The 12570-nt window shown below is 61.6% G+C and carries 12 protein-coding genes and 2 pseudogenes; 6 read left to right on the top strand and 8 right to left on the bottom strand.

The features are described from left to right. Positions 1-69: 69 nt before the first annotated feature. The 5 genes and pseudogenes from BMW49_RS17865 to BMW49_RS17845 form a co-directional block, all read right to left on the bottom strand. On the bottom strand, positions 70-969 hold the full coding sequence (locus BMW49_RS17865) for a hypothetical protein (RefSeq protein WP_069519129.1): 900 nt from the start codon (positions 967-969) through the stop codon (positions 70-72). Positions 970-1075: 106 nt separating this feature from the next. Continuing rightward, positions 1076-1855 carry a DUF4393 domain-containing protein gene (locus BMW49_RS17860; RefSeq protein WP_083251747.1) on the bottom strand — a complete coding sequence of 260 codons (780 nt, stop codon included), beginning with the start codon at positions 1853-1855 and terminating at the stop codon, positions 1076-1078. A 271-nt stretch (positions 1856-2126) separates the two neighbouring features. After that, positions 2127-2777, bottom strand: a complete 651-nt coding sequence (locus BMW49_RS17855) for a response regulator transcription factor (RefSeq protein WP_069519130.1) — start codon at positions 2775-2777, stop codon at positions 2127-2129. Beyond that, positions 2774-4017 (bottom strand): annotated as a pseudogene (locus BMW49_RS17850) (HAMP domain-containing sensor histidine kinase). Before BMW49_RS17850 ends, BMW49_RS17855 begins: the two are co-directional and overlap by 4 nt. 7 nt (positions 4018-4024) lie before the next feature. Next, on the bottom strand, positions 4025-4462 hold the full coding sequence (locus BMW49_RS17845; protein WP_069519131.1) for a cupredoxin domain-containing protein: 438 nt from the start codon (positions 4460-4462) through the stop codon (positions 4025-4027). A gap of 155 nt (positions 4463-4617) precedes the next feature. Here BMW49_RS17845 and BMW49_RS17840 point away from each other — a divergent pair, with 155 nt between their 5' ends. The 6 genes from BMW49_RS17840 (at position 4618) to BMW49_RS17815 (ending at position 10216) form a co-directional block, all read left to right on the top strand. Next, complete coding sequence (locus BMW49_RS17840; RefSeq protein ID WP_069519132.1) at positions 4618-5799, top strand: ABC transporter substrate-binding protein; 1182 nt, start codon at positions 4618-4620, stop codon at positions 5797-5799. 127 nt (positions 5800-5926) lie between these two features. After that, the gene (locus BMW49_RS17835) at positions 5927-6892 is read left to right on the top strand and encodes a YVTN family beta-propeller repeat protein (RefSeq protein ID WP_069519133.1); all 966 of its coding nucleotides are present in this window, start codon (positions 5927-5929) and stop codon (positions 6890-6892) included. After that, positions 6889-7602 (top strand): ABC transporter ATP-binding protein, encoded by a 714-nt coding sequence (locus tag BMW49_RS17830; RefSeq protein ID WP_069519134.1) that lies wholly within the window; start codon positions 6889-6891, stop codon positions 7600-7602. Before BMW49_RS17835 ends, BMW49_RS17830 begins: the two co-directional genes overlap by 4 nt. 73 nt (positions 7603-7675) lie before the next feature. Next, positions 7676-8467, top strand: coding sequence for an ABC transporter permease (locus tag BMW49_RS17825; RefSeq protein WP_069519135.1), 792 nt, complete (start codon positions 7676-7678; stop codon positions 8465-8467). Positions 8468-8951: 484 nt separating this feature from the next. Then, the gene (locus BMW49_RS17820; protein WP_069519136.1) at positions 8952-9527 is read left to right on the top strand and encodes a PQQ-dependent catabolism-associated CXXCW motif protein; all 576 of its coding nucleotides are present in this window, start codon (positions 8952-8954) and stop codon (positions 9525-9527) included. A 23-nt stretch (positions 9528-9550) separates the two neighbouring features. Then, on the top strand, positions 9551-10216 hold the full coding sequence (locus BMW49_RS17815) for a response regulator transcription factor (protein ID WP_069519137.1): 666 nt from the start codon (positions 9551-9553) through the stop codon (positions 10214-10216). Between the two features lie 72 nt (positions 10217-10288). On the opposite strand, the pseudogene BMW49_RS17810 reads toward BMW49_RS17815, so the two are convergent. From BMW49_RS17810 to pyrF, 3 genes and pseudogenes are all read right to left on the bottom strand, one after another. Beyond that, a pseudogene (locus BMW49_RS17810) lies at positions 10289-10819 on the bottom strand (REP-associated tyrosine transposase). 123 nt (positions 10820-10942) lie between these two features. After that, positions 10943-11773 (bottom strand): NADPH-dependent 7-cyano-7-deazaguanine reductase QueF, encoded by an 831-nt coding sequence (gene queF, locus BMW49_RS17805; RefSeq protein WP_069519138.1) that lies wholly within the window; start codon positions 11771-11773, stop codon positions 10943-10945. A gap of 33 nt (positions 11774-11806) precedes the next feature. Continuing rightward, positions 11807-12511 (bottom strand): orotidine-5'-phosphate decarboxylase, encoded by a 705-nt coding sequence (gene pyrF, locus BMW49_RS17800; protein WP_069519139.1) that lies wholly within the window; start codon positions 12509-12511, stop codon positions 11807-11809. Between the last annotated feature and the right edge of the window lie 59 nt (positions 12512-12570).

Raw genomic sequence — 12570 nt, 5'->3', positions numbered from 1 at the left:
TTTGATTAAGGTACGGGTTTAGCCCGTCCCAGTGAGCGAAGCGAACGATTTGAACCAGTTGTTGTGCGCTTAATATAGCAGGCGCTCATACTTTTTTGGAAGGAGAGCAAACTCACCCCACCCAATATTCTCTATGCAAAGACCTGCTCCGCTTGTTGTTATTTTCCCGTACATCAGGACAACTCTTCCGGTAGAGTTGTCATCAATTCCTTTTTCCTGCTGTTTCTCATCGGTCAGCTTAAGGTAGAAATCGGCATAGCCGGGGTTTTTGTACTTAAGCTTAGTCATGCGGATATTCTGTGGCGTTTTACCTGCATTAGCTGATCGGATGATTTTCCCATAATAAATTCTAGGGGTTTCATCTTCATCTGTTACGATTTCAATATTTTTAAGCAGGTCTTGTAGCTGAATGGCGTGCTGCCCGCTTGGCATGTAAAAGTATCTGGTGATATTTTCATCGAAATTATTACAGATTCCACGAATAGTCTTGAATTTACTGGGCAGCTTGAATGCCTCTCCTTTGTGTCGGCCTATTGGAACATTGGCGGTCGGCCCATCAATCTCTTCCACTTGCGAAGCATCATATTCGGCAGAGGTCTTGTTTGGCGCAATGGGCTTGTCTTTTATAAAACCTTCTACGATGACAAGCTCCTCATTTAGAATTGCGCGTTTTGCCTCTTCTTCTGTTAGATATTTTTTACCTTCGGCCCTCTTGGTGCGAAGGCCGCAATCTGTTTTGTTGCCTCTACTATGAGCAAAGTACGCTGCTCTTCCGTTAGAGGAGAACTCTTTGTCTTCTGGTGAGCGAAAAAGATTTGCGGAGCACTCAGGACAGAATATAAACCCCTTCATTTGTGAGGCGTACTCATCAATTAATACATTCTCAGAGTTCTTCTTGAGTTGAGCTTTATCTCCGCCTTGGAAAAGCCAGCCCTTGAGATATAGTGCAAATTTTATTCTGTTGTCCATAAGGCCCCTTGGCTAAGATGGATACACATAATACTGCCAACAGCGGCCGGGTGAAGCGAGGTACAGCACACGAAGTGCCCGATTTTGCTTGGCTTTGTGATGTAAATTATTTGCATGCATTTTTGAATTGTTGGCCATACTCATTTACGTATAAAACACTTTTAGTTGAGGATATTTCAAGCTCTAAAGCTGGATTTGCAGTTTTATATTTCTCTAAAATAGGACTTAGCTCTTTATGACCATTGAGAGCATCATAGGTATCTGTGCCTGCCGTTCTATCAAACATAAGCTCAATCAATCCGAACTTACTTAACCGAACAATACTCGATGAAATTTCAAAAATATCATGCCCGTCTATTTTCCACCCCACGAACCATTCAGGAGTTGCACCAACGAAGATTTGCCCTTGGTTCTTAATGGCCACGCTCGGGTTGATAGTTTTTTGGTACCCTCTTACACTAGACAGCTTATCGAACACTTTTGCATCTAAGCTGTTCATTTGTTTAATAAGCTCAACAAAAGATGGATGTACGTTTTTATCCATTAAGGAATTCATAGAATTTGCAAGCAAATTCAGATACATTTCTCTTAGTGTTTCATTGTGGGCTGTATAGCTTAAAGCCTGTATTAGTGGCACAGCTATTTCAGGATCAGGTACTTTACGTTGGTCTTCCGGTAGATCTTTAATTCTTTTATTAACACCTTCTATTACAAGGCTCTCAATTTTCTCCCATCCCCAGAGGAACGCTCTCACAGGTGACAGTAAGGCTTTGGCTGATCGTCCTGCTACAGATCCAACTTCCTGTGCAGCAGGTTTAACTAGATCTTGATAAACCTCGGGCGCAAGTTTCGTCACCTCATGAATTATCTTGTCTTCTAAACTCATGATATCTCCTGTGTAGATGCGCTAGGTTGTACACAATAATAATTAGACAGAACCCCACATTAATCCATTACACGAGAACTCGGCCTAACACCGCTCACCCGCCATGGCCCAATGCCAGCAATCTACACCGAATCAGCGGCTTGCCGCGAGCCCGAAATCAGTGGTCGGCGTTATATGGAATTCCGCTTTTGCCGCACGGGTTACGACCGGATAGAAAACAGCACCACCTTCATACATGTGCCGGCTATTGCAGCCTGACGCCCTCGCCGTCTCAGGCGCTTTCCAGCCCCACCCGCACGATCCCGCTATTGATTGCCAGATGCACCAGTTCGGCCTGGGAGCTGATTTGCAGTTTGTTCCGGACCAGGGTCTGGTAGTTGGACAGGGTCTTGGCGCTGATGCACAGCTTTTCGGCGATTTGCCGGGGTGGTAGGCCGCGGGCGAGCATGACGAAGATCTCGAACTCGCGTTGGGTCAGTTCGCGCAGGCGTGGGTCGTGGCCGTCGCTGGTGCTGGGGTTGCAGGCCAGGTGGGTAGCCAGCTGCTGTTCGATATAGGGGTGGCCCGCCAGGGTGCGGCGCACGGCGTCGAGCAGCACCTCGGGCGATGAGGTTTTGCTCAGGTAGCCGATGGCGCCAGCGTCCAGGGCCTGGCGTACCAGGGGCAGTTCGTCGTGCATGCTGAAGAACAGCACGCGCAGTTGCGGCAGGCGCTGGCGCAGCCGGCGGGTGGTTTCCAGGCCGCTGATGCCGGGCAGGCCGATGTCCATGATGACCAGGTTGGGAATGCTTTCCTGAACCTTGAGCAGCGCCTGTTCGCCGTCGCAGGCTTCGCGCACCTGCACATCCGGCAACAGCGCGCGCAGCAGGCTGGCGTAGCCCTGGCGCACCACGGCATGGTCGTCGACCAGCAGAATATTCATGACTCGTTCTCCTTGATGGTCAGGGTCAGGCACAGCGCCCAGCCGGCGTTGGGTCGGCTGTGGATGCGCAGCACGGCGCCGAGGCTGCGGGCGCGTTCTTCGATGGAGCGCAGGCCGATGCCGGGGCGTTGCGGCAAGTGCGCGCCACGGCCGTTGTCGCGGATCAACAGGCGCAGGCGCTGGCCTTGATGCTGCAGGCGTATGCGCACTTCGCTGGCATCGGCATGCCGGGCGATATTGGTCAGGGCTTCCTGCACCACGCGGTAGAGGTGCGCCTTGCTCGGCAGCGCCAGGTCGGGGAGGTGCTCGCTGATCAGCAGTCGGCAGCGAATGCTGTGGCTGCTCTGCCAGTCGTCGCGCAATTGGCGCAGGGCGTCGTCCAGCGTCAGGCGTTCGAGCACCACCGGGTAGAGGTCGCGGATCAGCGCGCGAAAACCCTCCTGCAGGCGCCGGCTGAATTCCTCCAGGCTGTGTGCCGTGCGCCGCACCTGCTGCGGCTGCTCGGCAATCGCCTGGAGCAGGCAGGCCTGGGCGCGGATGCCGCTGAGGTATTGGCCGAGGTCGTCGTGCAGGGTCTGGCCAAGGCGCGCACGCTCGCGTTCCTGCAGCGCCAGCAGGGCCTGGGTCAGCTCGGCGTTGTCGGCCTGCACCTGTTGCAGGGTGGTGGCCATGGCATTGAAGTGCCCGGCCAGTTGCCGCGCCTCGGGCAGGCAATGGCTGGCCAGGCGGGTATCGAGCTGGCCCTGGCTGACCTGCTGCAGGCCGTGCAGGAGTTCATCGAGCACCTGCAGGCCCTGGCTGACGGCCCAGCGAATCACCAGCAGGCTGAGCAGCAACGCCAATGCGCAGAGCACCAGCAGTTGCAGCAGCGAGTCCCAGACCTCGTCGATCTCGTCGCTGGGGTCCACGGCCAGGTGCACCTGGCGGCCATCGGCCAGGGTGATCAGCCCTGCCACAGGCAGCGTGCCAAGCAGTTGCCGGCCCAGCCAGCGGTCCAGCAGGCCGCTCGATGGTATTGCGGCGCTCGCAGCCTGCACCCGTACATGGCGCAGGTTATCGGTGAGTTCGGCTTGCACACTGCCGGGGAGCTCTGGTAGAGGTAGTCGACCACCGCCTGAGCGGCCTGCAATTCGCGGCGCACATCCTCGCCGGCCTGGCGCACCAGCAGCGCCAGGCCGGCCAGCGTCACCAGGACAAAGAACAGGCTGACCAGCAGGTTGATGCGGCTGAGCGCCGACATACGCGCCTCACTTGACCAGGAAGTGGCCGAGCATGCCCTTGCCTTCCAGGCCCTTGGCGTAGAAGCGGTATTTGCCCGGTTTGATCGGCACGAAGAACAGCTCGGCTTCGCCGGCGTCCTCGAACTCCAGTTCGGTGAGGGTGATGGCCTTGATCTCCACGCCGCCGGCCTCGACCTTGCGCAGATAGATGGAGGTGGCGAATTCCGGGGCCTGGAAGGCGTATTCCTTCTGCCCGCTGGCGATGATCTTGAGCTGGTAGGCCTTGCCGGTTTCCAGCTGGTATTCGCTGTGCGACATGGCGTAGTCGCTCTGTTCATTGCCCAGCATCAGGTCGGGCAGCGCGCTGGTGCGGCGGGTCAGGTCGCCTTCGGCGCGGACGCGATCGACACCCACCAGGCTGATGATCAGCAGCAGCGGTAACAGCAAAGCCTTGAGTACGCGCATGGGTCTTGCCTCTTGTTCTTATTGGGGTGCAGCCATGCTAAAGGGCGCATGCGAGTGCAGGTTTAGTACCTTGGTAGCGCCCGCTTGGTACTTTGGGCATATTTCCCAGGCGCCGCGCCCTTCCTATCCTGAGGCTCCCTGCCCAGGAGAAGCCCATGCGCGCCTCGACCCTCATTCTGCTCAGCTGCATCGGCCTGTGTGCCGCTAGCGCCGCCGCCAGCGAACCGGCGGCCGAGCTGCAGGTGCGCATCGGCTACCTGGCTTATATTCCCGACCCCGGCCCGCTGCTTTCCAACGTCATCCCCGAGCCGCTGGATGCCGGGCGGCGTGGCGCCGAACTGGCGATCAACGACAGCAACAGCACCGGGCGTTTTCTCAAGCAGCAGTACCAGCTCGACAGCGCCCAGCACGAGGACAGCGACGCCCTGCTCGCCGCCGCCGAAGCCTTGCATGCCGAGGGTGTGCGCTTGTTTGTAGTCAATGCCCCGGCCGATACCCTGCACGCGCTGAGCGCGCGCCTGGGCGATAGCCTGCTGCTCAACGCCGGCAGCGCCGACGATGGCTTGCGCCAGAGCCGGTGCCTGCGCAACGTGCTACATACCCTGCCCAGCCGCGCCATGCTCGCCGATGCCCTGGTGCAGTTTTTGGCGGTGCGCCGCTGGCAGCGCGCCTTGCTGGTTACCGGGCCGACCGAGGGCGACCTGGCCTATGCCGCCGCCCTGCGACGCGCGGCCAAGCGCTTTGGCCTGCGCATCGTCGCCGAGAAGGCCTGGACCTTCGATAACGATCAGCGCCGCAGCGCCCAGGCGGACATGCCGCTGTTCACCCAGACCGCTGAATACGATGTGGTGCTGGTGGCCGATGAACGTGGCGACTTCGGCGAGTACATGCCCTACCAGACCTGGTACCCACGCCCGGTGGCCGGCACCCAGGGCCTGACCCCGACCGGCTGGCACAAGACCGTGGAAACCTACGGCGCCGCGCAATTGCAAAAACGCTTCGAGGCCCACGCCGGGCGCTGGATGAACGACCGCGACTTCGCCGCCTGGATCGCTGTGCGCAGCCTGGCCACGGCGATTACTCGCCTGCGCAGCACGGACCCAATGGCGATCCGCACCCTGGCCCTGTCCGCTGACCTGCCGCTGGATGGCTTCAAGGGCCGCAAGCTGAGCTTCCGCCCGTGGAACGGCCAGTTACGCCAACCCATCCCCCTGGTTCAACCGCGCGCGCTGGTCAGCACCTCGCCGCAGGATGGGTTTCTGCACCCGCACAACGAGATGGACAGCTTGGGGTATGACCAGGCGGAGGTGAGTTGTGACCTGGCGCGCGGGACATAAACAAACGGTGGGAGGGGCTTTAGCCGCGACTGTCGCCGCTGAAGCGCCTCCCACGGTAGTAAGCCTGAGACCGTAGGGTGCGCCGTGCGCACCAATCACCACCGACAACAACAAGAGGATCAACCCCATGCGCCTGTCTCACCTTGCCTGTGCCATCGCCCTTGGCCTGGCCAGCCACACGGCCCTGGCCGCTACTGCTTATGTGTCCAACGAAAAGGACGACAGCATCAGCGTGATCGACCTCGACACCCTGGAGGTCACCGCCACCCTCGAGGTGGGCATGCGCCCGCGCGGGTTGCTGCTGTCCTCCGACAATAAGCTGCTGTACATCTGCGCCAGCGACTCCGACCGCGTGCAGATGATGGACCTGGCCACGCGCAGGATCATCAAGGAGCTGCCCTCCGGCGCCGACCCCGAGCAGTTCGCCCTGCACCCCAACGACCGCTGGCTGTACATCTCCAACGAGGACGATGCCCTGGTCACCGTGGTGGACACCCAGAGCGACGAGGTGCTGGCGCAGATCGACGTCGGCGTCGAGCCCGAAGGCATGGCCGTCAGCCCCGACGGCAAGTGGGCGGTGAATACCAGTGAAACCACCAATATGCTGCACTGGATCGACACCACGACCCAGCAACTGGTGGACAACACCCTCGTCGACCAACGCCCCCGGCATGTCGAGTTCGACCTGGACGGCAAGCGCCTGTGGGCCTCGGCGGAAATCGGCGGCACGGTCAGCATCATTGACGTCGCCAGCCGGCAGATCGAGAAAGTGCTGACCTTCCAGATCAAGGGCGTGCACCCGGACAAGGTACAGCCAGTGGGGGTCAAGCTCAGCGACGACGGCCGCTACGCCTTCGTCGCCCTCGGCCCGGCCAACCATGTGGCAGTGGTCGATGCCAAAACCTACGAAGTGCTCGATTACCTGCTGGTCGGCCGACGCGTCTGGCACATGGCGTTCACCCCGGATCAGAAGCAGTTGCTGACCACCAACGGCGTCAGCGGCGATGTCTCGGTGATCGATGTCGACAGGCTCAAGGTCAGCAAGTCGATCAAGGTCGGTCGTTACCCCTGGGGCGTGGTGGTCACGCCATGAGCGCCCTCGCGGTGCAGGGGCTGAGCTTCGCCTACGGGCCGCGCCAGGCCCTGGACGGCCTGGCGTTCGAGCTGACGGCCGGGCATTTTGGCGCCCTGCTCGGCCCCAACGGCGCCGGCAAATCGACCCTGATCGCCCTGCTGACGCGGCTGTACGACCTGCAACAGGGCGATATTCAGGTCTTTGGCCACAGCCTGCGCCGCGAACCGCGCCAGGCGTTGCGCCAGCTCGGCGTGGTGTTCCAGCAAAGCACCCTGGACCTGGATTTGAGCGTGCAACAGAACCTCGCCTACCACGCCGCCCTGCACGGCCTGAGCAGCCGCGACGCACGGGCGCGCATCGACCAGGAGCTTGAACGCCAGGCCCTGAGCGAGCGCCGTCACGACAAGGTGCGCACGCTCAACGGTGGCCATCGCCGGCGCGTGGAGATCGCCCGCGCCCTGCTCCACCAGCCGCGCCTGCTGCTGCTCGACGAAGCCAGCGCCGGCCTCGACCCGAGCAGCCGCCAGGCGCTGAATCGGCATGTGCGTCATCTATGCCGCGACCAGGGCCTGAGCGTGCTCTGGACCACTCATTTGCTCGACGAGATCGAGCCCGCCGACGACCTGCTGATCCTCAACCACAGCCGCCTGGTCGCCCAGGGCCAAGCCAGAGACTTTGGCGACGACCTTGCCGCCAGCTTCGCCCGCCTGACCGCGCCATGCGCGTAGGGTGCGCCGTGCGCACCACCATATATTCAGGCAAGGATCTGGTGCGCACGGCGCACCCTACGGAGGTTTGTCGATGAATGCGTACTGGTATTGCCTGCACGGCATCGTGCTGCGCGAATGGCTGCGCTTTGTCATGCAGCGCTCGCGCTTTCTCAGCGCCCTGGTGCGTCCGCTGCTGTGGCTACTGGTGTTCGCCGCCGGTTTTCGCGCGGCCCTGGGCATCGCCATCATCGCGCCCTATGACACCTACATCACCTACGAGACCTATATCGTGCCGGGCCTGGCCTGCATGATCCTGCTGTTCAACGGCATGCAGGGCTCGCTGTCGATGGTCTACGACCGCGAGATGGGCAGCATGCGCGTGCTGCTCACAAGCCCGCTGCCACGGACCTTTCTGCTGGCGGCCAAATTGCTGGCTACGGCGCTGATCTCGCTGCTGCAGGTCTATGCCTTTCTCGCCATCGCCTGGGTCTACGGCGTGCAACCGCCCGCCTGGGGCCTGCTCGCCGCGCTGCCGGCGCTGCTGCTGGTGGCGCTGCTGCTGAGCGCCCTGGGCTTGCTGCTGAGCAACGGCATCCGCCAGTTGGAGAACTTCGCCGGGGTGATGAATTTCGTGATCTTCCCGCTGTTCTTCCTGTCGTCGGCACTTTACCCGCTGTGGAAGATGCGCGAGGCCAGCGAATGGCTGTACTGGCTATGTGCCCTCAACCCGTTCAGCCATGCCGTGGAGCTGGTGCGCTACGCCCTTTACCTGCGCCTGAACCCCAGCGCCCTGCTGGTCTGCCTGGGTTTTACCCTGCTGTTCGCGCTGCTGGCCGTGCTCACCTTCAACCCGCAGCACGCAGCGCTGCGCAAGGCGGGTTAGTGTCGCGGGGGGGGGGGCCGGGCGGCGTTGCGCTTCAGCCGGGACGCTTTCAGTGCTTTCGAGAATTATCGCGAATAAATTCGCTCCTACAGATAGCCACCCACTATTTGTGCCATAACACGAGGACTCTAGAGCCCACCCCCCTCTTCGCGGCGCGGCGTTGCGCCGACCCAATCGCGTAAAACCACCATCGTGTAGGAGCGAATTTATTCGCGATGCTGTTGATCGTTCCCGCGTCGAACCGTCCGCGTGGGAACCATCGAACTGTAGGAGCCCCGCCTCGGGGCGAAGCTTTTAGCTCCACTTCGATACCGTGGCGTAGCCATTCGCCGCGGGGCGCGGCTCCTACTCACGAAGCATTCGGCTGCTGGCCAGCCCAGCCTTTCTACTACTTTGGTGCTGGTTTTACTCTCCAACGTAGAATTCCCAAGCCTGCGACCTTGGCCTGTAATACGCGCACAACAATAAAGACCGAGACCTTGCCATGAAGTACCGTCTGCCCCTGTGTGCAGGGCTGTTGGGCACCGCGCTATGGCTCAGCACAGCCGCCCAGGCCGAGGCGCTGTTCGATGCCGAAGGCTACCGCAGCAGCCAGTACCGCAGCCCGACACCGTCCAGCCTGGACGGCGTGCAGACCCTCGACACCGCGTCCCTGCAACGTCTGCTGAGCGAGCAATCGCAGACTCGCCTGATCGACGTCTACCGCCGCCCCTGGCTGCAGGGTCGCTTTATCGAGGACGCCCCTCACGCCAACCTGCCCGGCAGCCTCTGGTTAGCCAACACCGGTGAAGGCAACCTGGCCCCACAGTGGCAGCGCTACCTGCGTCACTACCTGCAGCAAGCCCGCGAAGGCGATGCGTTGCGCCCTTTGGTGTTCTACTGCCGCTCCGACTGCTGGCTGAGCTGGAACGCCGCGCGCCGCGCCCATGGCCTGGGCTATCGACAACTCTACTGGTACCGTGACGGCATCGACGCCTGGCAACAGGCCGGCCTGCCTCTGGTGCCGGCGCAACCCGCCGAACTGCCAAGCACTTTGCTCACCCCCGCCGCCACACCATAATCACAACAACGAGGTGATAGGCCATGTACAAGATTCTGATTGCTGACGACCATCCACTGTTTCGCGAAGCCATTCACAACGTCATCAGCGACGGCTTTCCCGGCAGCGAAATCATGGAAACCGCTGACCTGGACAGCACCCTGGCCCTGACCCTGGAGCACGACGACCTCGACCTGATCCTGCTCGACCTGAACATGCCCGGCATGCACGGCCTGGGCGGCCTGCTCAACCTGCGTAACGAGGCGCCGACCATCCCGGTGGTGATCGTCTCTGCCGAACAGGACAAGCAGGTAGTGCTGCAAGCCATCACCTACGGCGCTGTGGGCTTTATCACCAAATCCTCGCCGCGCCTGCAGATGACCGACGCCATCCAGCAGATCCTCAATGGCAACGTCTACCTGCCGCCGGACATCATCCGCACGCAGAAGAGCGGCCACCAGCGCAGCCACCACGACAACCCGAGCTTCCCCACGGAGCTGCTGCAGGCGCTGACCCGCAAGCAGTTATTGGTGCTCGAACGCATGACCAAGGGCGAGTCGAACAAGCAGATCGCCTACAGCCTCGACATCGCCGAAACCACGGTCAAAGCCCATGTCTCGGCGATCCTGCGCAAGCTCGGCGTGCACAACCGGGTGCAGGCGATCCTCTCGGCCGGCGATATCGATTTCGCCGCCTACCTGCGGCGTTAGAAGCCTTGGTGCGCGCGGCGCACCCTACGAGTGGCGGGCGTCTTACAGGCGTAGGGTGCGCCGCGCGCACCGTCATTCACCAAAATCGCCGTCATCCTGTCCACGGCAACCGCCCCAGTCGGCCAGGTAGAACCCCAGGCGCACCAGGCGATGGAAGCTGGACCATGGCCAGTCAGCCACCCGGCTGACTAAGCCATGCTTGACTGGGTTCCAGTGCACATAATCCATATGCCGCTGGTAATCCTGCGGGTCACGGATCTGGTGCTCCCAGAAGCGCCGTTGCCACAGCCCAGACTCGCGGCGCAGGTGCCGGCTAAGACGGACAGTACCCGGCAAGCACAAGCGTTGGCTGGTCAGGCGCTTGATCAGCGACCAACGCCGGCCGTAGTCGGTATCGTTTTCGGGTAACGCCCAGATGCAGTGCAGGTGCTAGGGCAGGAGAACCCAGGCATGGATCGAAAAGGGATAACGCTGGCGCACCTGTTCGATAGCCTGGCGTAAGGCGATACGCAGTTCGGGTTGAGTCAGCAGTGGTCGGCGTTGTTCGGTGGTCAAGGTAAAGAAATACAACCGACCTTCATGCGCGCGGCGGTAATTGGACATTCCTTGTCCTCGTTCGGTAAGTGAGCGGTGGGGCATTGGTGCGCCAAGTGCACCCCACAACATAGCCTAGACCACGTGGTGGTGCGCACGGCGCACCCTACGTAAGCCCCGGCGTGGCGCGTCTTACTGACGCACCAAGCGGCGATTGTCCGGCTGCAGTGCATGGGTGCTGCGATACGGGTTGATATCCAGCCCGCCGCGGCGCACATAGCGCGCATACACCGTCAGGCGCTCCGGCTGCAGCAGGCGCTGCAGGTCGAGGAAGATGCGCTCCACGCACTGCTCATGAAAATCCGCATGCTGGCGGAAGCTCACCAGGTAGGCCAACAGGCTGGCCGGATCAAGCGCCGGGCCGCAATAGTCGACCACCACGCTGCCCCAGTCCGGCTGGCCGGTGACTGGGCAGTTGGACTTGAGCAGGTGGCTGTGCAACTGCTCCTCGACCCGCGTGCCCGCAGTGCAACGCAGCACCTGCGGTTGTGGTTGGTCGTAGTTGCTGATGCTCACATCCAGCTCGTCGATGCAGCGCCCCGGCAGCGTGGCGACGCCCTCGGCAGCGACCTCCGCCAGCGTCCGCACGCGTACGCCCACCGGCTTGCCAGCGGCCGCAGACAGATCCGTCACCAGCACCTGCACCAGCGACTCGGTGCTGGCGAACGGCGTCTGGTTGAGCGAGTTGAGGTACAGCTTGAACGACTTGGACTCGATGATCGCTGGCGAGTCAGCGGGAATCGCGAATTCGCCAATCGCCACCACCGGCTTGCCAGACGGCAGCAGCCAGGACAGCTCGAAGCAGTTCCACAGGTCCACCCCGGTGTACGGCAGAGTCTCGGCCGTCAGGCCCAGCTCGGCCCACTTCGCGGCACGCGGGATGGGAAACAGCAGGCTCGGGCTGTAGGTGGCAATGTATTCGCTGGCTTTGCCCAGGGGCGAATCTTCAGCAGCAGGATGCATGGCAGGTACCGATTCGAGGGGAAGACAGCCGGCTCAGTGGCCAGCCAGTTCAGCGACCACCGCAGCCAGCGCCTGGGCCGGATCCGCGGCCTGGCTGATCGGGCGGCCGATCACCAGGTAGTCGGAGCCGGCGGCCAGGGCCTGGCTTGGGGTGAGAATACGACGCTGGTCATCCTGAGCGCTGCCGGCCGGACGAATGCCGGGGGTGACCAGTTGCAGCGCCGGGTGCACGGCCTTCAGCGCCTGGGCTTCCTGGGCCGAGCAGACCAGACCATCCAGGCCCGCCTGCGCGGCCAGCCCGGCCAAACGCAGCACCTGCTCCTGCGGTTCGATGTCCAGGCCGAGGCCGGCCAGGTCTTCACGGCTCATGCTGGTCAGCACGGTGACGCCAATCAACAGCGGCTTGGGGCCGTTGAGCGTGTCGAGCGTTTCGCGGCAGGCCGCCATCATGCGCAGGCCGCCCGAGCAGTGCACGTTGACCATCCACACGCCCATCTCGGCGGCGGCCTTTACCGCCATGGCCGTGGTGTTGGGGATGTCGTGGAATTTCAGGTCGAGAAACACCTCGAAGCCGCGCGCGCTCAGGGTCTCGACGATGTCCGGGCCGCACCGGGTGAACAGCTCCTTGCCGACCTTGACCCGGCACAGACTGGGGTCGAGCTGATCGGCCAGCGCCAGGGCGGCATCACGGGTCGGGAAGTCCAGGGCAACGATGATCGGGGTCTGGCAAGCGGACATGGGGCAGCTCTCGGGGCTAGTCGAATTCGGCGCGCATTGTAACGGAAGTGGCACGCCCC

Source organism: Pseudomonas cuatrocienegasensis (assembly GCF_900110925.1).
Taxonomy (GTDB): domain Bacteria; phylum Pseudomonadota; class Gammaproteobacteria; order Pseudomonadales; family Pseudomonadaceae; genus Aquipseudomonas; species Aquipseudomonas cuatrocienegasensis.
This window is presented reverse-complemented; position numbering and strand designations above follow the sequence as displayed.

What these genes read in the sequence shown, in the direction of transcription:
- BMW49_RS17865 (WP_069519129.1), bottom strand. Translation starts at nt 969, where the DNA reads ATGGACAACAGAATAAAATTTGCACTATATCTCAAGGGCTGGCTTTTC.
- BMW49_RS17860 (WP_083251747.1), bottom strand. Translation starts at nt 1,855, where the DNA reads ATGAGTTTAGAAGACAAGATAATTCATGAGGTGACGAAACTTGCGCCC.
- BMW49_RS17855 (WP_069519130.1), bottom strand. Translation starts at nt 2,777, where the DNA reads ATGAATATTCTGCTGGTCGACGACCATGCCGTGGTGCGCCAGGGCTAC.
- BMW49_RS17845 (WP_069519131.1), bottom strand. Translation starts at nt 4,462, where the DNA reads ATGCGCGTACTCAAGGCTTTGCTGTTACCGCTGCTGCTGATCATCAGC.
- BMW49_RS17840 (WP_069519132.1), top strand. Translation starts at nt 4,618, where the DNA reads ATGCGCGCCTCGACCCTCATTCTGCTCAGCTGCATCGGCCTGTGTGCC.
- BMW49_RS17835 (WP_069519133.1), top strand. Translation starts at nt 5,927, where the DNA reads ATGCGCCTGTCTCACCTTGCCTGTGCCATCGCCCTTGGCCTGGCCAGC.
- BMW49_RS17830 (WP_069519134.1), top strand. Translation starts at nt 6,889, where the DNA reads ATGAGCGCCCTCGCGGTGCAGGGGCTGAGCTTCGCCTACGGGCCGCGC.
- BMW49_RS17825 (WP_069519135.1), top strand. Translation starts at nt 7,676, where the DNA reads ATGAATGCGTACTGGTATTGCCTGCACGGCATCGTGCTGCGCGAATGG.
- BMW49_RS17820 (WP_069519136.1), top strand. Translation starts at nt 8,952, where the DNA reads ATGAAGTACCGTCTGCCCCTGTGTGCAGGGCTGTTGGGCACCGCGCTA.
- BMW49_RS17815 (WP_069519137.1), top strand. Translation starts at nt 9,551, where the DNA reads ATGTACAAGATTCTGATTGCTGACGACCATCCACTGTTTCGCGAAGCC.
- queF (WP_069519138.1), bottom strand. Translation starts at nt 11,773, where the DNA reads ATGCATCCTGCTGCTGAAGATTCGCCCCTGGGCAAAGCCAGCGAATAC.
- pyrF (WP_069519139.1), bottom strand. Translation starts at nt 12,511, where the DNA reads ATGTCCGCTTGCCAGACCCCGATCATCGTTGCCCTGGACTTCCCGACC.